The 18,434-nt window shown below is 65.0% G+C and carries 16 protein-coding genes; 9 read left to right on the top strand and 7 right to left on the bottom strand.

All coding sequences use genetic code 11. The annotated features are described in order from the left end of the window. Nucleotides 1-3 precede the first annotated feature (3 nt). The 6 genes from NLM15_RS36345 to NLM15_RS36320 all read left to right on the top strand — a co-directional run bounded on the left by NLM15_RS36345 (nucleotide 4) and on the right by NLM15_RS36320 (nucleotide 5,103). Nucleotides 4-1,269, top strand: a complete 1,266-nt coding sequence (locus NLM15_RS36345; protein WP_254122718.1) for an FAD-binding oxidoreductase — start codon at nucleotides 4-6, stop codon at nucleotides 1,267-1,269. 9 nt (nucleotides 1,270-1,278) lie between these two features. Next, complete coding sequence (locus NLM15_RS36340) at nucleotides 1,279-2,022, top strand: aspartate/glutamate racemase family protein (RefSeq protein WP_254122717.1); 744 nt, start codon at nucleotides 1,279-1,281, stop codon at nucleotides 2,020-2,022. A gap of 109 nt (nucleotides 2,023-2,131) precedes the next feature. Next, entirely contained in the window at nucleotides 2,132-2,836 is a 705-nt protein-coding gene (locus NLM15_RS36335; protein ID WP_254122716.1) for a GntR family transcriptional regulator, read from the top strand. 279 nt (nucleotides 2,837-3,115) lie between these two features. Then, nucleotides 3,116-3,676: a phosphonopyruvate decarboxylase gene (locus NLM15_RS36330; protein ID WP_375166904.1), complete on the top strand. Its 561-nt coding sequence runs from the start codon at nucleotides 3,116-3,118 to the stop codon at nucleotides 3,674-3,676. Further along, entirely contained in the window at nucleotides 3,676-4,266 is a 591-nt protein-coding gene (locus NLM15_RS36325) for a thiamine pyrophosphate-dependent enzyme (RefSeq protein WP_254122714.1), read from the top strand. Before NLM15_RS36330 ends, NLM15_RS36325 begins: the two co-directional genes overlap by 1 nt. Nucleotides 4,267-4,323: 57 nt before the next feature. After that, entirely contained in the window at nucleotides 4,324-5,103 is a 780-nt protein-coding gene (locus tag NLM15_RS36320) for an SDR family NAD(P)-dependent oxidoreductase (protein WP_254122713.1), read from the top strand. Nucleotides 5,104-5,110: 7 nt separating this feature from the next. On the opposite strand, the gene NLM15_RS36315 is transcribed toward NLM15_RS36320, so the two are convergent. Genes NLM15_RS36315 through NLM15_RS36305 form a run of 3 tightly spaced genes read right to left on the bottom strand, consistent with a single transcriptional unit; the run spans nucleotide 5,111 to nucleotide 8,131 of the window. Beyond that, on the bottom strand, nucleotides 5,111-5,938 hold the full coding sequence (locus NLM15_RS36315; protein WP_085966492.1) for a carbohydrate ABC transporter permease: 828 nt from the start codon (nucleotides 5,936-5,938) through the stop codon (nucleotides 5,111-5,113). Continuing rightward, nucleotides 5,935-6,783 (bottom strand): carbohydrate ABC transporter permease, encoded by an 849-nt coding sequence (locus tag NLM15_RS36310; RefSeq protein WP_254122712.1) that lies wholly within the window; start codon nucleotides 6,781-6,783, stop codon nucleotides 5,935-5,937. Before NLM15_RS36310 ends, NLM15_RS36315 begins: the two co-directional genes overlap by 4 nt. 7 nt (nucleotides 6,784-6,790) lie before the next feature. After that, nucleotides 6,791-8,131 (bottom strand): ABC transporter substrate-binding protein, encoded by a 1,341-nt coding sequence (locus NLM15_RS36305; RefSeq protein ID WP_254122711.1) that lies wholly within the window; start codon nucleotides 8,129-8,131, stop codon nucleotides 6,791-6,793. Nucleotides 8,132-8,207: 76 nt separating this feature from the next. Between NLM15_RS36305 and NLM15_RS36300 the strand changes: the two genes are divergently transcribed. Further along, entirely contained in the window at nucleotides 8,208-9,263 is a 1,056-nt protein-coding gene (locus tag NLM15_RS36300) for a LacI family DNA-binding transcriptional regulator (RefSeq protein ID WP_256565539.1), read from the top strand. A 33-nt stretch (nucleotides 9,264-9,296) separates the two neighbouring features. Then, a complete protein-coding gene (locus NLM15_RS36295; RefSeq protein ID WP_254122709.1) occupies nucleotides 9,297-11,447 on the top strand; it encodes an ADP-ribosylglycohydrolase family protein in 2,151 nt (716 codons plus the stop codon). A 7-nt stretch (nucleotides 11,448-11,454) separates the two neighbouring features. On the opposite strand, the gene NLM15_RS36290 is transcribed toward NLM15_RS36295, so the two are convergent. From NLM15_RS36290 to NLM15_RS36280, 3 genes are read right to left on the bottom strand one after another with little or no spacing between them, the layout of a single operon-like run. Beyond that, on the bottom strand, nucleotides 11,455-12,249 hold the full coding sequence (locus tag NLM15_RS36290) for an IclR family transcriptional regulator (protein ID WP_063981360.1): 795 nt from the start codon (nucleotides 12,247-12,249) through the stop codon (nucleotides 11,455-11,457). 19 nt (nucleotides 12,250-12,268) lie between these two features. After that, entirely contained in the window at nucleotides 12,269-14,002 is a 1,734-nt protein-coding gene (locus NLM15_RS36285) for an FAD-dependent oxidoreductase (protein WP_254122708.1), read from the bottom strand. 7 nt (nucleotides 14,003-14,009) lie between these two features. Beyond that, nucleotides 14,010-15,224, bottom strand: coding sequence for an ABC transporter substrate-binding protein (locus NLM15_RS36280; RefSeq protein ID WP_254122707.1), 1,215 nt, complete (start codon nucleotides 15,222-15,224; stop codon nucleotides 14,010-14,012). Between the two features lie 371 nt (nucleotides 15,225-15,595). On the opposite strand from NLM15_RS36280, the gene NLM15_RS36275 reads away from it, so the two are divergent. Further along, on the top strand, nucleotides 15,596-16,897 hold the full coding sequence (locus NLM15_RS36275) for an MFS transporter (RefSeq protein ID WP_254122706.1): 1,302 nt from the start codon (nucleotides 15,596-15,598) through the stop codon (nucleotides 16,895-16,897). Between the two features lie 6 nt (nucleotides 16,898-16,903). Here the strand turns inward: NLM15_RS36275 and NLM15_RS36270 are convergent, their stop codons facing one another. Beyond that, on the bottom strand, nucleotides 16,904-18,388 hold the full coding sequence (locus NLM15_RS36270; protein WP_254122705.1) for a hypothetical protein: 1,485 nt from the start codon (nucleotides 18,386-18,388) through the stop codon (nucleotides 16,904-16,906). Nucleotides 18,389-18,434 lie beyond the last annotated feature (46 nt).

Raw genomic sequence — 18,434 nt, 5'->3', positions numbered from 1 at the left:
CTGATGTCGGAAGGCCGCCACGTCGCCATCATCGGAGCCGGCGCGGTCGGCGTGATCAGCGCCATCGAAGCGCTGCGCGAGGGTCATCGCGTCACGCTGATCGACGCGGGCGAGCCCGGTGGCGAGCAGGCGGCGAGCTACGGCAATGCCGGCTGGCTCTCATCGCATTCGGTGATCCCGCCGGCCGAGCCGGGCATCTGGAAGAAGGTGCCGGGTTATCTGATGGACCCGCTCGGCCCGCTCGCGATCCGCTGGTCTTACTTGCCGAAGGCACTGCCCTGGCTGATCAAGTACCTGCTCGCGGGCTGGACCGAGGCGCGGGTCGAGAAGACCGCCTTTGCTTTGCGTGATCTGTTGAAGGACGCGCCGCTGCTGCACAGGAAGCTCGCGGAAGAAGCGGGCGTGCCCGAATTGGTCGAGCGCAACGGCGTGATGCACGTGTTCCCGTCGCGCGGCAATTTCGACAACAATCTCGGCTGGCGCCTGCGCAAAAAGGTCGGCGTCGAATGGCTTGAGCTCAACGCCGACGAGATGCGTCAGCGCGAGCCGGATCTCCATCCGCGCTACACCTTTGGCGTGGTGGTCGAGGAAGCCGGCCGTTGCCGCGATCCCGGCGCTTACGTCGCGGCGCTTGCCCAGCATGCGCTCGCGAGCGGTGCCAAGCTCGTTCGTGCCAGGGCAACCGGTCTCAAGCTTTCCGGCAACAAGCTCGTTGCCGTTCTCACCGAGACTGGGGAGATTGCTTGCGATGCTGCGGTGATCGCCGCCGGTGCGCGGTCCAGGCAGCTCACCGCTTCGGTCGGCGATCCCCTGCCGCTCGAGACCGAGCGCGGCTATCACGTCATGATCGAGAACCCGGAATCGGGGCCGCGCAGCTCGATGATGGCGTCCGACGTCAGCATGGTGGTGAACTGGACCGACAAGGGCCTGCGCGCTGCCGGCACCGTCGAGATCGCCGGCCTCGAGGCCGCGCCGAACTGGAAGCGCGCCGAGATTTTGCGCAACAACCTCCTCAGCATGTTCCCTAAGCTGCCGAAAGACATCCCGACGTCGCGCATAAAAACGTGGTTCGGGCATCGGCCGAGCATGCCGGATGGTCTTCCCTGTATCGGCCACGCGCGCGCCTCGCGCGACATCGTCTATGCCTTTGGCCACGGCCATGTCGGCTTGGTCGGCTCGGCCCGCACCGGCCGTCTCGTCGCCCAGCTCCTGAGCGGCAAGCAGCCGGAAATTCCGCTCGCACCGTTCGCGCCCACTCGCTTCCTCTGAGATCGCACCATGACCACTTCAGCCAACTCATCCTCCCGCATCGCCCGTGGCGGCAAGGCCATTTACGGTGCGCCGCTGGGCATCTTGATGCTGGAAGCGCGCTTTCCCCGCATTCCCGGCGACATGGGCAATGGCACGACCTGGCCATTCCCCGTGCTCTATCGCGTGGTGAGCGGCGCTTCTCCGGAGAAAGTGGTGCTGAAGGGTGCGGCCGGTCTGCTGCCCGACTTCATCGATGCCGCGAAGGATCTGGTGCGGCTGGGGGCCGAAGCCATCACCACCAATTGCGGCTTCCTCTCGCTGTTCCAGAAGGAGATCGCAGCCGCCGTCGGCGTGCCGGTGGCAACCTCATCGCTGATGCAGGTGCCGTGGGTGCAGGCGACCTTGCCGCCCGGCAAGCGCGTCGGCCTTGTCACCGTGTCAGGCTCGACCTTGACGCCGGCCCATCTCGAAGGCGCCGGTGTGCCGCTCGATACGCCTTTGGTCGGCACCGAGCACGGCAAGGAATTTTTCCGCGTCCTGATCAAGGCCGAGAAGGACGACATGGACGTGGCGCAAGCCGAGCGCGATGTGGTCGAGGCGGGCAAGCAGCTTGTCGCGAAAAACCCCGATGTCGGCGCCATCGTGCTCGAATGCACCAACATGCCGCCTTATGCGGCAGCCTTGCAGGCCGAGGTCGGCTTGCCGGTGTACGACATCTATTCCATGATCACCTGGTTTCATGCTGGGTTGCGTCCGCGCGCGTTCGCCTGAAGTCCGGCTGTCGCAAAGCTCTGAACAAGCTGTGCTAAGCAGCTGTTTGCATTGCAATCGTCCACACAGCCCCGGTATATTGGGCTGTGTTCGGGCATGAATGCAGCTGATGATGAGCAACGTGGAACTGGCCTCCGATAGTATCGTCGATCGCGTCTATGAACAGCTCAAGGCGATGGCCGTGAGCTATGAGTTCAAGCCGGGCGAACGGCTCAACGAGGGCGAGCTGGCCAAGCGCCTCGGCGTCAGCCGCACGCCGCTGCGCGAAGCGCTCAACCGTCTCAACACCGAAGGCTTCCTGCGCTTCACGCCGGGCAAGGGCTTTTTCTGCCGCGAGCTCGACGCGCACGAAATCTTCGATCTCTACGAGCTGCGCAAGTCGATCGAGGTCGCCTCGATCCGCCTCGCCATCAAGCGTGCGAAGGACGAGGACATCGACGCGCTCCTGAAATTCCTCGAAGCCACCGGCCCCGATCCCGGCCAGCGATCTTCGGTGGAGCTCGTCGAGCTGGACGAGACCTTTCACGAACGGCTGATGGGCATGTCGAACAATGCCGAGATGTTGCGCGTGCTGCGCAACGTCAATGCCCGCATCCGCTTCGTTCGCTGGATCGACATGGACAGCATCAACCGCTCCAATACGCAGGCAGAGCACCGCGCCGTCGTCGAAGGCCTGAAGGCGCGCGACGAGGAGGCTTGCGTCTCGGTGCTGGAGAAGCACATCGACCGCCGCCTCGATCGCATCACCTCCGCGATCAAGGAAGGCTACGCGCAGATCTACATGCCGGCCGCGGCGAGGTCCGCGGCGAACTAATCAGCTTGCTGCAAAGACGGTGCCCTCCCTTCTCCCCTTGCGGGAGAAGGTGGCGCGAAGCGCCGGATGAGGGGTATCTCTCGGCGCGTACGGAGTATTCGGAGAGATACCCCTCACCCTAGTGAGTCCGTATCAACCTTCGGTGCTGCCCTCTCCCGCAAGGGGAGAGGGCACAGCCATGCGCAGCGCTCGCGTCTCGCAGCTATACAATCCTTCGATACCTGATCGTGCCATACGGTCAGAGCTTTCGCGCGCGAACATCGCTAGCGTGCCGCCCGAATGTCACGGAGACCCGCGGTGCACAGCCCTCAAACTAGTCCCGAAGCGCGCAGCAGCGACGACTGGCCGTCCGAGCTCTATCGCGTCCTGAAAGCCGCCGACGTCAGGCAGATGTCCTACGTGCCTGATGCCGGCCACAGCCAGCTCATCCGCTTGTTCTCGGCCGACCGCGACGTCACCACCAACGTGCTGACGACGGAAGAGGAGGGCATCGCCATCGCCGCGGGCGCCTGGCTCGGCGGCCAGCGCAGCGTGCTGCTGATGCAGTCGAGCGGGGTCGGCAATTGCATCAACATGCTGTCGCTCTCGGCGATCGGCCGTTTTCCGCTTCTGATGCTGGTGACGATGCGCGGCGAATGGGCCGAGTTCAATCCGTGGCAGGTGCCGATGAGCCGGGCGACGCAGCCTTCGCTGGAGGCGATCGGTCTGAAAGTGATACGCGCCGAGACGCCGGAGGACCTGGTCGAGACCGTCGAATCGGCGGCGTCGCTCGCCTACGACTCAGACCAGCAGATCGCGGTCCTGATCGGGCAACGCCTGATCGGCAAGAAGAAATGGTGATGGCAATGCAAGCTCAACTCGATCGTCGCGCCGCTGTCGCCGCGCTCCTGAAGGACCGCAAGAACACGCTGGTCGTGTCCGGCCTCGGCTCGCCCACCTACGATTTGCATTCCGTCGGCGACCACGACGGCAATTTCTATCTCTGGGGCGCGATGGGTGGTGCCGCGCTGATCGGGCTCGGGCTCGCGCAGGCCCAGCCGGGCAAGCGCGTCGTCGCCTTGACCGGCGACGGCGAGCAGCTGATGGGCCTCGGCGGCATCGCCACCATCGGCGTCGCGCGTCCGCGCAATCTCGACATCGTCGTGATCGACAACCAGCATTTTGGCGAGACCGGGATGCAGGCCAGCCACACCGGCCGCGGCGTCGATCTCACGGCAATCGCCGCCGCCTGCGGTTTTGCTGCGACCGCAACCGTGCGGACGCTGGAGGAGGTGCAGCGCCTCGCCGCCGAGATCGCCGGGCCGTCCGATGGTCCGCGGCTTTTTGTCATCAAGGTTTTGGCGGAAAATCCGCCGCGTTCACTGCCCTCGCGCGATGCCGTCTTTATCAAGAACCGGTTCCGTGCTCATCTCGGCTTTGCGGCGGCCTGATCCGGAGTTCTCGCTCCGGACCGGCCTGCCGCAAGCAGCTATTCTGGAGTGAGACCCATGAAACTATCCGGCAAGGTCGCCGTCATCACCGGTGCGGCACGCGGTATCGGCAAGGCCTGCGCAAAGCGTTTCCTCGACGACGGCGTCAAGGTGGTCATCTCTGACGTCGATACGGATGAGCTCGAGAAGACGGTCAACGAGCTGGGCAAGCCCAAGGAGCTGTACGCCGTGCCGTGCCACGTCGCACGGCGCGCGGATGTCGATCGCGCGGTGGCGACCGCGGTCCGCGAGTTCGGCCGGCTCGACATCATGGTCAACAATGCCGGCGTCGCCCGCAACCGGGATATCCTGGAGATTTCCGAAGAGGAATTCGACGACGTCATCGCCATCAACCTGAAGGGTGCGTTCTTCGGCGTGCAGGCAGCGGCGAAGCAGATGATCGCGCAAGGCGGCGGCGGGGTCATCATCAACATGTCCTCGGTGAACGCACTGCTGGCGATCCCGTCGCTGGCGACCTACGCGATGTCCAAGGGCGGCATGAAGCAGCTCACCTCGGTCGCCGCCGTCGCGCTCGCCCCGCACAACATCCGCGTCGTCGCGGTTGGCCCGGGGACGATCCTGACCGACATGGTGGCGTCGTCGATCTACACCTCCGAGGACGCGCGCAAGACCGTGCTGTCGCGCACGCCGGCGGGCCGCGGCGGCGAGCCGAGCGAGGTTGCGTCCGTCGTGGCGTTCCTTGCGAGTGATGATGCGTCCTATATCACGGGGCAGACGATCTATCCCGATGGCGGGCGGCTGATCCTGAACTACACGGTGCCGGTGAAGGAGAAGTAGGGCGGCGTTACGACTTCACCGCGCCCGAAGTCATGCCGTCAATGAACTGGCGCTGCAGCAGCACGAAGATCACGACGATCGGTAACACGATGGTGACGGCGGCGGCGAGCATCTCGCCCCAGTCGGTCGAGTACTGGCCGGTGAGATTGTAGAAGCGCACGATCGCGGTGACGTTGCTGTCGTTCTGCAGGAACGTCACCGCGATGACGAACTCGTTCCAGGCATTCAGCCCGACGATGATCGCCACCGTGAGCAATCCCGGCCGCATCATCGGCAGGATCACGTAAAAGAACGTCTGCCACGGCTTTGCGCCGTCGACCTGGGCGGCTTCCTCCAGCGCGACGGGAATGGCGAGCGCATAGGTGCGCAACAGGAAGATTGCGAAGGGCGAGAACATCGCGGTGTAGATCAACGCCACCGCGGGGATCGAATTGACCAGGCCCAGCTTGGCGAAGATGAAATACAGCGGATAGAGATAGAGCTGCACGGGCACGGTGATCGTGGCCATGAAGTAGAAGGTGATGAAGCGCCAGAACTTGCCCTTCTGCCGCGCCAGCACATAGGCGCAGGGCGTCGCGGTGACACAGACCATCACGATGGTGAGGATCGCGACCTCGGCGCTGTGCAACAGGCTCGGCCCGAGCTGGGCGTTGCGCCATGCGGAGGAGAAGTTTTCCCAGTGAAGCTGGGTCGGCAGCGCCAGCGGATTGCTGCCGATCTCGACCGTCGTCTTCAGCGCGTTCATGACGGCGAGCACGATCGGCAGCAGCGAGCTGAACGACGCGACGCCGATCAGCCCCAGGGCAAACGTCCTGCTCCAGCGATCCCCGATCATGTCGATTGCGCGTCGTCGGTGATCTGGAGCCAGAGATAGACGGCGGTCGCGCACAGGCCGAACAGGCTCATGACACAGGCCGCTGCTGCCGCCTGCCCGACATCGCCCTCGAAGAAGGCGTGTCGATAGGCGAAGGTGGCCAGCACCTCGCTGCCATAGGCCGGGCCGCCGCGGGTGACGATGAAGATGAACTCGAACACCTGGAACGACCAGATCACGGTGAGAATGAGCATGAGCGTCAGCGTCGGACGAATGCCCGGAATCAGCACATAGCGGAACAGCGCGAAGAAGCCGGCGCCGTCGAGCCGCGCCGCCTCGATCTGGTCGACGGAGATCTGCCGCATTGCCGACAGGAACACGACCGCGAGAAAACCCCACCAGTGCCAGATGTCGACGGCCGCGACCGCATAGAGCGAACGATCAGGATCAGCGAGGGGATCTGAGATCGAAAAGCCGTGCTCGTTGAGCCAGGCGACGATGCCTGTGGCAGGGCTGAAGATCATGCCCTGGAAGATGCGGCCGGTGACGGCGACGGCGATGATGCGCGGCAGGAAGATGATGGACTGCACCACGATGCGCGCCTTCGGCGCCATCAGCAGCGCTGCCGCCATCACGAGCGCGAGGCACACCGGCACGGTGAGGAAGATCGCGGTCCAGATAAAGTTGTTGGTCAGAGCGGACCAGAACACGGGATCGGCGACCATGTTCTGGAAATTGGCCAGTCCCGCCCACATCGGCGTGCCCACACCATCCCAGATGAAGAACGCCGCCGTGAATGTCAGCACGGCGGGCACCAGGATGATGCAGATATTGATCAGCAGCGCCGGGAGCGCGAACAGCCACATTGTGGGATCAGGCCGTCCGCGGCGGCAGCGGCGGAACCTTGCCTTCCTTGGCTTCCTGGCTGAACAGTGTCTGCATGCGGGTGAGATATGCATCCGGCGTGATCTTGTTGAGCCAGACCTGCTCGATGCCCTCGATCAGATAGGAGTTGGTCGCGCCCGGCCAGAACGTCCACGTCGTGAAGCCGTACTGCCCCTTGCTGAAAGCCTCGTGCAAATTCGCGATGGTCTTCTCGAACAGCGGATAGCCGATGCCCTGCAGCATGTCCGGCGGCAGGTCCTTGACCGGCAGCGCCCATTTGCCGGGCCAGTCGCGGTTCATGGTCTCGTAGAACTTGCGGGTCAGCATGAACTCGAACACGGCGGCCGCGCCTTCGGCGTTCTGCGAGGTCTTCGCGATCGACAGCGTCGCGCCGCAGGCCAGGTGCACCAGCGATCCCGAGAAGGCGGAGCCGAGCGTCGGCGTCGGCATCACGTCCATCACCGTGTCGGGCTTCGACATGCCGTAGGACTTGGTGCCGAACGACCAGGTGCCGCTGAACGCCATCGCCGCCTTGCTGTTCACGACCTGCAGGAAGCTCTGCTCGATCGTCAGCGAGAAGTAGTTCTTGCCGAAATAGCCCTTGTTGTACCAGGCCTTCGACAGCTCGACCGCTTCGACGAAGGGCGGCGCGGTCCAGGGAAGCTCGCCTGCGAGCGCCTTGCGGACGTTGTCGGGGCCGGCGACGTTGTTGAAGAACACCGTCATCAGCCACTCGTTGACGCCCTTCCAGTCGGCATTGCCGGCGCCGAAGGGGATGATGCCCTTGGCCAGTGCGGCGTCGGCGACCTCTTCCATCTCCTTGCGGTTGGTCGGCAGCTTCCAGCCGTTCTGCTTGAACAGCTCCTTGTTGTAGAAGAGATGCATCGACTCGTAGTCGCGCGGCAGCGCGTAGAGTTTGCCGCCATAGACGCTGGTGTTGAGCAGGGGCGCCAGGAAGCGGTCCTTCCACTTGTACTTCTCGGCGAAATCGTCGAGCGGCACCACCTGGCCGGCATTCGCGATCGCGGTGAGATAAGCGGGCCCTGCGGTCTGCACGATATCGGGGCCGTTGCCGGCGACGAGGGCAACCTTCAGCAGGTTGTTGACTGCCGCACCCTTCACCTCGAGCTGGAGCAGATACTTGTCCTGCGAGGCGTTGAAGGCCTCGACCAGATCGTTGCGCAGCGCGGCCTGGCCGTCCGAATTCGCCTGGCCGAACCAGAACGTCACGACCTTGCGTCCGTCCTGGGCAGTGGCGCCGCGCGGCAGGCCGGCCGCAAGGGCTGCGGCAGGGATGGAGGCAACAAGCTGGCGTCGGGTCATGGTCATGGGATGAAACCTCGGTTTCCTCGAATAGCTGTGACGATTGTTGATTTTGCTTTAGTAATACGTATAACTAAGCCAAATGGCGACGTCAACAACGAGAACGAAGCGGGGGAAAGGGCGCGACAAAGTTGCGCTGTCCCGCCCCACGCAGAAGGATATTGCACTCGCGGCAGGTGTTTCGCAGGCCGCGGTGTCGCTCGTCCTGAACAAGGCGGAGACGCCCTCCGTCCCGCCGGCGACGCGCACGCGCATCCTCGAAGTCGCGCAGGAGCTGGGCTATCGGCCGAACCATCCGGCGCGCATGCTGCGCAGCGCGCGGACCATGACCTTCGCCTGCGTCATTCCCGACATCACCAACCCGTTCTATCCCGGCCTCGTGCGCGGCTTGCAGACGGTCGCGGCGCCCGCCGGCTATGACGTGCTGATCTACGACACCGACGGCCGGCCGGAAGGCGAGGTGCGCGCGATCGACTGGCTGCTGCAGGGGCGGGCCGATGGGGTGGTCGCGACGTTTTTTCATCTGCGCGCGCCGCAGCTTGCGGTGCTGGCCAGCAAGGGCATTCCGCTGGTGCGGCTGGAGAGCCAGCACAAGCCAGACGGACCGCTCGCGATCGACAGCGTCTATATCGACAACGCGGAAGCCGCGGCCGAGATGACGCGGCTTCTAATCGCGCGCGGGCACCGGCGTATCGCGATGATCCAGGCCGAGTTCGGCCCGAGCCACCGCCGCGCGCAGGGCTATGGCACGGTGATGCGCGAGGCGGGGTTGTCGCCCGATTTCATCACCGACAGCGCCTATTCGGAAGAATCCGGGGCGCGCGCGATGAAGCGTTTGCTCGAACGCAAGGGCGAGCGGCCGACCGCGGTGTTCGGCGCGAGCGACGTGCTGGCGCTCGGTGCGATGGAAGCGGCGCGCAGCGCCGGGCTCTCGATTCCCGGGGACATCGCGGTCGCCGGCTTCGACGACATTCCGGTCGCAAAACTGCTCGGCCTCACCACGGTGCGGCAGCCGGAGTTCGACCTCGGCGCGCTCGCGGCGAAGACGCTGGTGAAGCGGCTACTGCCAGGCGGGCTGGGATCGCCGGGCAAGAGCCACGAGCTGAAATTCGAGATCATGAAACGCTCGTCGGTTTGACCGGGCGAAGCAATTGAACGTGGGAGTGAACAAGTGACCTCTATTCCTCATGATTACGCGGAGCGCGTCTATGCCGGCGTGCTCGGCAAGCTCATCGGCGTCTATCTCGGCCGTCCCTTCGAGGGCTGGACCTATGAGCGCATCATGCAGGAGCTCGGGCCGATCAACTATTACGTCAACGAGCGCCGTGATGTCGCGCTGCGCTCGCACCATCTCGTCGTCACCGACGATGACGTCTCCGGTACCTTCGCCTTTCCGCGCGCGCTCGCCGACAACGGCTATCCCAAGCGCCTGACCGCCAAGCAGGTCGGCCAGGCCTGGCTGAACTACATCGTCGAGGAGCGCGCCGTGCTGTGGTGGGGCGGCATCGGCAATTCCACTGAGCACACCGCCTATCTCCGCCTGAAGTCCGGTATTCCCGCCCCCCAAAGCGGCTCGATCGAGCTGAACGGCACGACTGTGGCCGAGCAGATCGGCGCGCAGATCTTCATCGACGGCTGGGCGATGGTGAGCCCGGGCAATCCCGAGCAGGCCGCCTATCTCGCCGACCAGGCCGGCCGCGTCAGCCATGACGGCGAATCCGTGCATGCCGCAAAGCTGCTCGCGGCCATGGAGGCCCAGGCCTTCGTCGAGCGCGACGTGCAGAAGCTGATCGATGTCGGCCTCGGCTTCGTGCCGAAGGACGCGCTGATCCGGCGCGTCGTCAACGACGTCCGCGACTGGCACGCCGGTGACAACAGCAATGACTGGGAACGCACCCGCGCGTTGATTGCCGAGCGCTATGGCTACGATAAATTCCTCGGCAATTGCCACGTCGTGCCCAACCATGCGCTGATCATCCTGGCGACGCTGTACGGCAAGAACAGTTTTCAGGAGGCGATGCGCATCGCCAATACGGCCGGCTGGGACACCGACTGCAATGCCGGCAATGTCGGCTGCCTGTTCGGCATCCGTACCGGCCTTGCCGGCCTCGATGCCGGGCCGGATTTCCGCACGCCGATTGCCGATCGCATGTACATCTCGACCGCCGACGGCGGCGCCGCGATCACCGACGCCGTGATCGAGACGCAGTCTCTGGTCGCGGCGGGCCTTGCGCTCGCGGGCGCACCGGCGCTCGCCGTGGCCAAGAATGGCGCGCGTTTCAACTTCAATTTCCCGGGCAGCTTGCAGGGGTTCCATGCCAAGGGCGGATCGCCGGCGCGGCTGCACGAGGTCGAGCTCAGCAACGTCGCCGGCCATAGCCGCACCGGCGAGCGCAGCCTTGCGATCGACTTCCGCCGTCTTGCGCCCGGGCGCGTCGCGCGCATCGCCAGCCCCACCTTCTTCGACAAGGAGGTGTTTACGATGCCGACCTATCAGCTCGTGACCTGTCCGACGCTCTATTCCGGGCAGCGCGTCGAGTGCCGGCTCGAGTCGGAAACGGACGGCGGCACGGTCACCGCGCGCCTGTTCGCCAGCGTCTATGACGAGCACGACGAACTCGTACAGATCTATGGCGATGCGCAGGAGCTGACCGGCGGCTGCGAGGCCGTTCTGAGCTGGCAGGTGCCGGAGACGCACTCCTATCCGATCTTCGAGATCGGCATCGAGATCGAGACGCCCGATCCACTCGGCGTCGACGGCACGCTGTATCTGGACTACCTGACCTGGGGCGGCGCGGCCGATACGGTGCTGAAGCGGCCGGACAACAATCTCAGCACGATGTGGAAGCACGCTTGGGTCAACAATGTCAGCCAGTTTCAGACCCGCTGGGAGGGGCTGCGCGTCACCAATGGCGACGGGATCGGCTTCATCGCGCAGGGCTCGCGCGACTGGAAGGATTATCGCGTAACCTCGGAGATCGCGCCGCTGCTGGCGAATGCCTGGGGCCTCGCCGCGCGCGTGCAAGGGCGCGAGCGATACTATGCGCTGATGTTCGATCGCGCCGAGGGCGGCCGCGTGCGCCTGGTCAAGCGCTTGCATGACGAGGTTGTGCTCGCGAGCGAGCGGTTCGCCTGGCAGCTCGATCAGAAGTACAAGGTCGAGCTGCGCGTGGTCGGTACCGGCATCGAAGCCCATGTCGACGGCAAGAAGCTGTTCAGCGTGCAGGATGCCCGTGAGCTGCCATTGACGGGTGGCGCCGTCGCGCTGGTCGTCGACAGCGGATCGATCTCCGCGGAAGAGGTGAGGGTGGCGCCGCTTTAGCGGCGCCTCACTCCGCCGCGATCGTCATCCCATAACCCAGCCGCTTCGAAATTCCACCCGCACAATCTCGCAGCGCATGCGCGATCGGGCTGTCCCAGCGCGCGTCGAACGTACCTTCCGGCCCCATCGCGGTGATCACCAGCGCGACATGGCCGGAATGGTCGAACACAGGCGCCGAGAAAGCATTCACGCCGGGCAGGGGATCGCCGAGCGCGCGGGCGAGACCGTGCTTGCGGACCTCGGTGAGCATCTCGGCGACCTTCGCGCCTTTCACTGCCCGCTTCGGATTGTAGCCGACGCCGTGACGGTCGAGGCCGCTTTCGAGCGCGGCGTTGATGGTTTTCTCGGGCAGGAAGGCCGCAAAGGCGCGCCCCGTCGCCGTCTCCAGGAGCGCCATCACCGAGCCGGCACGCATCACGATGTGCACGGGCTGGCCGGGCTCCTCCAACTGCACCACGGTCGGGCCGTGCGTGCCCCAGACCGCGAGCGAGACCGCGTGCCCGATCTGGCTCGCCAGCGCCGCAATCTTGGGACGTGCGATGCGCACGCCGGAGAGACGGCGCAGACTGATCAGGCCGAGTTCCAGAGCCAGCGCGCCGATTTCGTAGCGGCCGGTGGTCTCGTCCTGCTCGATCAGCCCGATACGGGAGAAGCTGGCCAGATAAGGATGCGCCTTGGCCGGCGTCATGCCGGCTTCGCGCGCGAGATCCCGCAGCATCATCGGCTCGCCGCATCTCGCCAGCGCGCGGAGCAATTCTCCGCCGACTTCGATCGACTGGATGCCGCGGCTTTCTCTCTTCATGCGTCTCCTGGCGTGTGGCTTACGCCGCGTTGCGCCTGGCGGCGCTGTCGGCGAGATGACGGCCGGCAATGTAGCCGAAGGTCAGCGCCGGCCCAAGCGTGATGCCGGCACCGGGATAGTTGCCGCCCATGATGCTCGCCATGTCGTTGCCGGCGGCATAGAGCCCGGGAATCACCCGTCCTTCCGCATCGAGCGCGCGTGCGTTCTCGTCGGTGACGATGCCGGCATAGGTGCCGAGATCGCCGATCACCATCTTGATGGCGTAGAACGGGCCGTTCTCGATCGGCGCGACGCAGGGGTTTGGGCCGTGCAGCGCATCGCCCTGGTAGCGGTTATAGGCCTTCGAGCCTTTGCCGAAGGCGGCGTCATGGCCCTGCGGCGCGGTCGCATTGAACTGCTTAACGGTCTCGGCGAAGGCATTCGCATCGATGCCGGCCTTCGCCGCGAGCGCGTCCAGCGTGTCGCCGCGCATGAGGTAGCCGGTATTCAAGTGATGGCCCAGCGGCATCGGGAAGGGCGGTACGCAGCCGAGCCCGTATTTGCGCAGGGTCGGGTGATCGCAGACGAGGAAGGCCGCAATCTCCTCGCCGGGCTTTGCGGCCTTGATCATGGCCTGGACGAAGTCGTGATAGGAGTTGCCTTCATTGGCAAAGCGCTTGCCGTCGCGCATCACCGCGATCACGCCGGGTTTGGCGCGGTCGATGAAGTGCGGCATCACGCCCTTTGAGCCGTCCTTGCGCGTCGTCAGTGACACCGGCACCCAGGCCGCCGCGTTCGGCAGGCGGTCCTCGACATGCCCGCCGGCGCTTTCGGCAAGGCGCAGGCCGTCGCCGGTATTGCCGGTCGGTCCGGGCGAAAAATGCTCGTTGCCGGTCGGCGCGTGGGGAAACATCTTCTTGCGCCGCTCGACATCGTGCGGAAAGCCGCCACAGGCCAGCACGACGCCTTGCCGCGCGCGGACGCGCACGTCGCGTCCCTCGCGCGAGAGGATCGCGCCGGTCACAGCGCCGTTCTCGACCGTCAGCTCGCGCACGGGGGAGGAGAGCCACATCGGAATCTTCAGGTCCTGCGCGGATTTCGCGAGCCGTCCGGCGAGCGCATTGCCGTTGGTCAGGGTCATGCCGCGGCCATAGCGCAGCACGTCCATCAGGTGACGCGACAGTCGCTTGGCGACATACACCGCCGAGGTCAGCGATTTCGTCACGCGCATGAAATGGATGATCTCCTTGCCGGAGCCTAGCATCATGCCGAACACGGTGAGCTCGGGAAGCGGCATGCCGAGCGTCTTGATCTGGTCGCCAAGCTCGCGGCCGTCGAACGGGCGCGTCACCATGGAGCGGCCGCCCTGCGTGCCGCCGGGCGCTTCGGCGTGATAGTCCGGAAACACCAGCGGCATGTCGAAGCGCAGCGCCGTCTTCGTGGTGAAGAAGTCGACAGCTTCCGGGCCCGCGGTCAGGAACGCATCGACCCGCGCGGCGTCAAAATTGTTGCCGGCCTCGTGCCGCAAATAGGTGCGGGCCTGCTCCGGCGTCTCGGCGATGCCGTAGGCCTTCGCCAGCGACGTGCCGGGAATCCACAGCCAGCCGCCGGAACGCGCGGTGGTGCCGCCGAAGCGCGGCTCCTTCTCGACGATCAGCACGTCGAGGCCGCGGTAGCGCGCCGTGATCGCGGCCGACATGCCGGAGGCGCCCGATCCGGCCACGAGCACGTCGCACTCGTAAGTCTCAATTGCGCTATGCTCGTTGCCGGTCATGCTGGCCTCATTTCTTCAACAACGGACATTTGGACTCGGAGGCCGGGCGGAAGGCGTCCTCGCCTTTCACGGTCTTGACGATGTCGAGATAGTCCCAAGGCTCCTTGGACTGTTCCGGCGTCTTCACCTTGGCGAGGTACATGTCGCGGATGACGCGGCCGTCCTCGCGCAACTTGCCGCCATGGACGAAAGTATCCTCGATCGGCAGCTCGCGCATCTTGGCCATCACCTTGGCCGGGTCGTCGGTGCCTGCGGCCTTGATGCCTTTCAGATAATGCAGCACCGAGCCGTAGACGCCGGTCTGGATCATGGTCGGCATCACCTTGGTGCGCTCGTAGAACTTTTTCGACCAGGCCCGGGTCGCCTCGTCCATGTTCCAGTACGACGCCGTGGTCATGTAGGTGCCTTGTGCGGACTTCAGGCCGATCGCGTGCACGTCGGTGTCGAACATCAATAGGCCGACGAGCTTCTGGCCGCCCTGGACCAGGCCGAACTCGCCGGACTGCTTGATCGCGTTATCCGTATCCTGGCCGGCGTTGGCGAAGGCGACCACGTCGGATTTCGAACTCTGCGCCTGGAGCGCAAAGGAGGAGAAGTCGGCGGTGTTGGTCGGATGCTTCACGCCGCCGAGGACCTTGCCGCCCATCTCGTTGATGAAACGCGTTGCATCCTTCTCGAGCTGCTGGCCGAAGGCGTAGTCCGCGGTGATGAAGTACCAGGACTTTCCGCCTTCCTTGATCACGGCGGAGGCCGTCACCTTGGACAGCGCATAGGTGTCGTAGGTGAAGTGCACGGTGTTCGGGCTGCACAGCTCGTCGGTCAGCGAGCTTGCGCCGGGGCCGGAGAGCAGCGCGATCTTGTTGCGCTCGCGCACCATGTTGTGCACGGCGATTGCGATGCCCGAGTTCGGAATGTCGACGACGGCGTCGACCTTGCCGTTGTCGAACCAGCCGCGCACGATCTGCACGCCGACGTCGGTCTTCATCTGGTGGTCGGCGCTGATGATCTCGATCGGCTTGCCGAGCACGGTCGGCCCGAATTCCTCCACCGCCATCCTGGCCGCCTCGACCGAGCCCGGCCCGCTGTTGTCGCGACCCCAGCTCGACAGATCCGTCAGTACGCCGATCCGCACTGCGTCGTCGGAGACTTGCGCGTTCGCAACTGTGGTCATGGCAGCCGAAGTCATGGCCGCGAGCATGGCGCAGGCCAAAAACCCTCTCATCGTCGTTCCCTCTCTCAATGGCCGCTTGGCGCGGCTGGTTATTCTGGCGGCAGATTAGATATTGGCGAATGAGTTTGTCAATGGCGAATAAAAGGTGAGGGGGTTCCGGCTGCTCCGCGACCACGTTGCGGGAGACGGGCGCGCAGGCGCCTCAACACCCGTCATTGCGAGGAGCGCTTGCGACCAAGCAATCCGGGCTGCCCAGCAGAGAAAAATCTGGATTGCGTCGCTACGCTCGCAATGACGGGTGTTGAGGCAGCGGCGGCGCGTAGAATCTCGTGCAGTTATCCTGTGAGAGCCATCACTCCCGCAGGTTGCAACCCTCCGCGCGTTTAGCCATGATGCCCTTCGGAATCTTTGGGGCGCAGGGCATGACGGCAGCAACGGGGGTCTCCGCTTCGGCGGAGAAATCGACGACGGCGCACGTGGTGTGGGCGAGCGCGCTCGGCACCGCGATCGAGTGGTACGACTTCCTGATCTACGGCACAGCCGCCGCGCTCGTGTTCAACAAGCTGTTCTTCCCGAGCTTCGATCCCTTTGTCGGAACGCTCGCGGCATTCTCGACCTATGCGGTCGGCTTCGTGGCGCGGCCGATCGGCGGCGCGATTATCGGGCATTATGGCGACCGGCTCGGCCGCAAGACCATGCTGGTCGCGACCATGATCGCGATGGGGCTCGGCACCTTCCTGATCGGCTGCCTGCCGACCTACAGCCAGATCGGCGTCTGGGCGCCGATCTTCCTCGTCATGTTGCGCTTCATCCAGGGCATCGGGCTTGGCGGCGAATGGAGCGGCGCGGTCGTGATGGTGATCGAGCATGCAGGTAACCGCCGCGGCTTCTACGGCAGCCTGGTGCAGATCGGTTTTCCCGTCGGCGTCGCGGCGTCCACCGGCATCTTCGGCCTGATGACGCAGCTGCCCGAGGCGGACTTTTTGAGCTGGGGCTGGCGCGTGCCGTTCCTGATCAGCATTTTGCTCGTCGGCGTCGGCTTCATTGTGCGGCTCAAGCTTGCGGAGACGCCGCACTTCAAGGAAGTGGTGGAGCGCAAGGAGGTGCTGGCCCAGCCGGTGCTGGAAGTGCTGCGCCGCGACTGGCGGAGCTTCCTGCTCGCGATCGGCATCACGGTGTCGGAAGTTGGGCTTGCTTATCTCCTCACCGTTTTCACGGTGGTCTATGCCACGACGAAACTCGGTTTGCCCCGCCAGGTGATCCTGAACGCGGTCGTCTATGCCGCGATCGTCGAGTTCGCGACGCTGCCGCTCGCCGGCTGGCTCTCCGACATCTTCGGCCGCAAGGCGCTGTATCTCGCCGGCGGCGTGTTCTCGGTGGCGCTGGCGTTTCCGCTGTTCTGGTTCCTCGACACAAAGGAGCCGGCGCTGATCACATTCGCGCTCGTCGTCACGATGACGCTGACGCACGCCTTGCTGTTCGGGCCGAAGGCGGCGTTCATGCCGGAGCTGTTCCGCACCCAGGTGCGCTACAGCGGTGCTTCGCTCGGCGCCAACGTCGCGGCCGCGCTCAGCGGCGGCTTCTCACCGCTGATCGCCACCGCGCTGCTGGCATGGGCCGGCTCGTACTGGGCGGTCTCGGTCTACATCATCGCGCTGTCGATCATCACCATCATTGCAACGCTGATGGCGCCGGAAACGGCGCGGGACGCGCTGAGGTCGTGAGAGACTCTATCGGCAGGCGGGATTTGCGGCGTTCGGAAACACCAGGAAGGTGATGGTCTCCGGCGCAAGCCGGATCATTCCAGCTTGTGTCGTGCGCGGTGGGAGCCGAGGCAGTTCGTCACCGGCGGTTAGCGCGAGCGTTTTGCCGTTGAGCTGTATGGTGGTCGCGCCTGGAAGTCGCGCGGCATGCATCGTGTACCGGTCCGCGCGGTCCGGGAGGGACAGCACCTGCGGCACACTCCGTGTCGTGTTGACGGCAAGCACGGACACCGCGCCCCGCATCGCCGGATGGCAATGGGCATAGAGATGCAGGCCGGGCGCGGCGGCTGCGCCTGCGTCGAGCACGATCGTTCCCATCAGCCGATGCCAGAGCAACGCGCCCCAGTAGTTCGGTCGCGGTCGGAACGTCCCCTCGTCGAGCAGGCCGTAGTCGCTGGCGGCCAGCGTGTTGTGCATCACCACCTGGACGCCGGCCTTCGCCAGGCGTCCAAGCTGGTCGACATAGCGGAACGTGTCGAGAAACGACTTGTCCCAACGGCTGCCGCCGCAGGCCGTATCCGCCGTTTCCGTCAACCAGATCGGCTTGCCCGGCTCGAATGCGTCGCGCAACGACCGGTAGGTCGCGAGCGTTACGTCGGTGCGAGCCAGCCATTCCTCTGAAAGCGCCTGTGCGGGATCATCGCGGCCGCCGCAGCGCGGCGAGACCGTGTTGTAGTGATGATAGGAGAAGCGATCGACGCCGGGGCCGGATGCCGCGAGCAGATCGCGCGTGATGATGCCAGGCCCGGACGATGACGGCGCATCGCCAGCCGAGCCGGGACCGACGATCAGCGTCTGTGGCGCGGCACGCTGCATCCATTCGCGAAAGACCCCGAAGTCGCGGCCATAAGCCTTTGCATCATATCCAGACGGCGCACCGTTCGTGGCAGCGAGCGTCGGCTCGTTCATCAGCTCGGCGGCGGCGATGTGGCTGCCAAGCGAGTGCGTGAAATCGAGGAGACGCTGCGCCTGGTCCGGCTTCCACACGCCGTCGCGATCGCGGCTGCCGGGACTGATGGCGAAGGAGGTGACGATCTCTGCATCGACCGCGCGCGCAAAGTCGATGACGCGATGCCATTGGTCGCGGCTGAGCACGGAGTTGAAGCCGGCCGGCGGCTTGGCCGGTACGGTCTCCGCATCGTTGAAGAACGTCGCATTGGCCCAGGTCCCGCTGACGCGAACATAAGCCGGCGCGAGGGCGGCTGCGAGCATGCGCAGATGTCGGTTGGAAAGATTGATCGGAGCCCTCAAGCTATAGCGATCGCGCTGATCGAAGGCACGGCCGGCGCGCGGATAGGGCTTCCAGAACCGCCCGCCGGTCACCTCGACCATCTCGATATTGTAGGACTGAAAGCGCGGATCGATGGAGCCGATCGCCTTGAGCTCGGCGGGCGCAAAGGAGATGTCGCCAGCGTATGCGGCGCTCGCCGCCGCGGTAGCGGCAATGCCCATCAGCCATGTGCGCCGCCAAAGCGGCCAAAGAAACCGGACGGGCCTG

The sequence above is a fragment of the Bradyrhizobium sp. CCGB20 genome (assembly GCF_024199855.1).
In the GTDB taxonomy this organism is placed as follows: Bacteria; Pseudomonadota; Alphaproteobacteria; order Rhizobiales; family Xanthobacteraceae; genus Bradyrhizobium.
This window is presented reverse-complemented; position numbering and strand designations above follow the sequence as displayed.

Excerpts from the sequence above, each read along its gene's own strand:
- NLM15_RS36345 (WP_254122718.1), top strand. The coding sequence starts at position 4 with ATGTCGGAAGGCCGCCACGTCGCCATCATCGGAGCCGGCGCGGTCGGC.
- NLM15_RS36340 (WP_254122717.1), top strand. The coding sequence starts at position 1,279 with ATGACCACTTCAGCCAACTCATCCTCCCGCATCGCCCGTGGCGGCAAG.
- NLM15_RS36335 (WP_254122716.1), top strand. The coding sequence starts at position 2,132 with ATGATGAGCAACGTGGAACTGGCCTCCGATAGTATCGTCGATCGCGTC.
- NLM15_RS36330 (WP_375166904.1), top strand. The coding sequence starts at position 3,116 with ATGTCACGGAGACCCGCGGTGCACAGCCCTCAAACTAGTCCCGAAGCG.
- NLM15_RS36325 (WP_254122714.1), top strand. The coding sequence starts at position 3,676 with ATGGCAATGCAAGCTCAACTCGATCGTCGCGCCGCTGTCGCCGCGCTC.
- NLM15_RS36320 (WP_254122713.1), top strand. The coding sequence starts at position 4,324 with ATGAAACTATCCGGCAAGGTCGCCGTCATCACCGGTGCGGCACGCGGT.
- NLM15_RS36315 (WP_085966492.1), bottom strand. The coding sequence starts at position 5,938 with ATGATCGGGGATCGCTGGAGCAGGACGTTTGCCCTGGGGCTGATCGGC.
- NLM15_RS36310 (WP_254122712.1), bottom strand. The coding sequence starts at position 6,783 with ATGTGGCTGTTCGCGCTCCCGGCGCTGCTGATCAATATCTGCATCATC.
- NLM15_RS36305 (WP_254122711.1), bottom strand. The coding sequence starts at position 8,131 with ATGACCATGACCCGACGCCAGCTTGTTGCCTCCATCCCTGCCGCAGCC.
- NLM15_RS36300 (WP_256565539.1), top strand. The coding sequence starts at position 8,208 with ATGGCGACGTCAACAACGAGAACGAAGCGGGGGAAAGGGCGCGACAAA.
- NLM15_RS36290 (WP_063981360.1), bottom strand. The coding sequence starts at position 12,249 with ATGAAGAGAGAAAGCCGCGGCATCCAGTCGATCGAAGTCGGCGGAGAA.
- NLM15_RS36285 (WP_254122708.1), bottom strand. The coding sequence starts at position 14,002 with ATGACCGGCAACGAGCATAGCGCAATTGAGACTTACGAGTGCGACGTG.
- NLM15_RS36280 (WP_254122707.1), bottom strand. The coding sequence starts at position 15,224 with ATGAGAGGGTTTTTGGCCTGCGCCATGCTCGCGGCCATGACTTCGGCT.
- NLM15_RS36275 (WP_254122706.1), top strand. The coding sequence starts at position 15,596 with ATGACGGCAGCAACGGGGGTCTCCGCTTCGGCGGAGAAATCGACGACG.
- NLM15_RS36270 (WP_254122705.1), bottom strand. The coding sequence starts at position 18,388 with ATGGGCATTGCCGCTACCGCGGCGGCGAGCGCCGCATACGCTGGCGAC.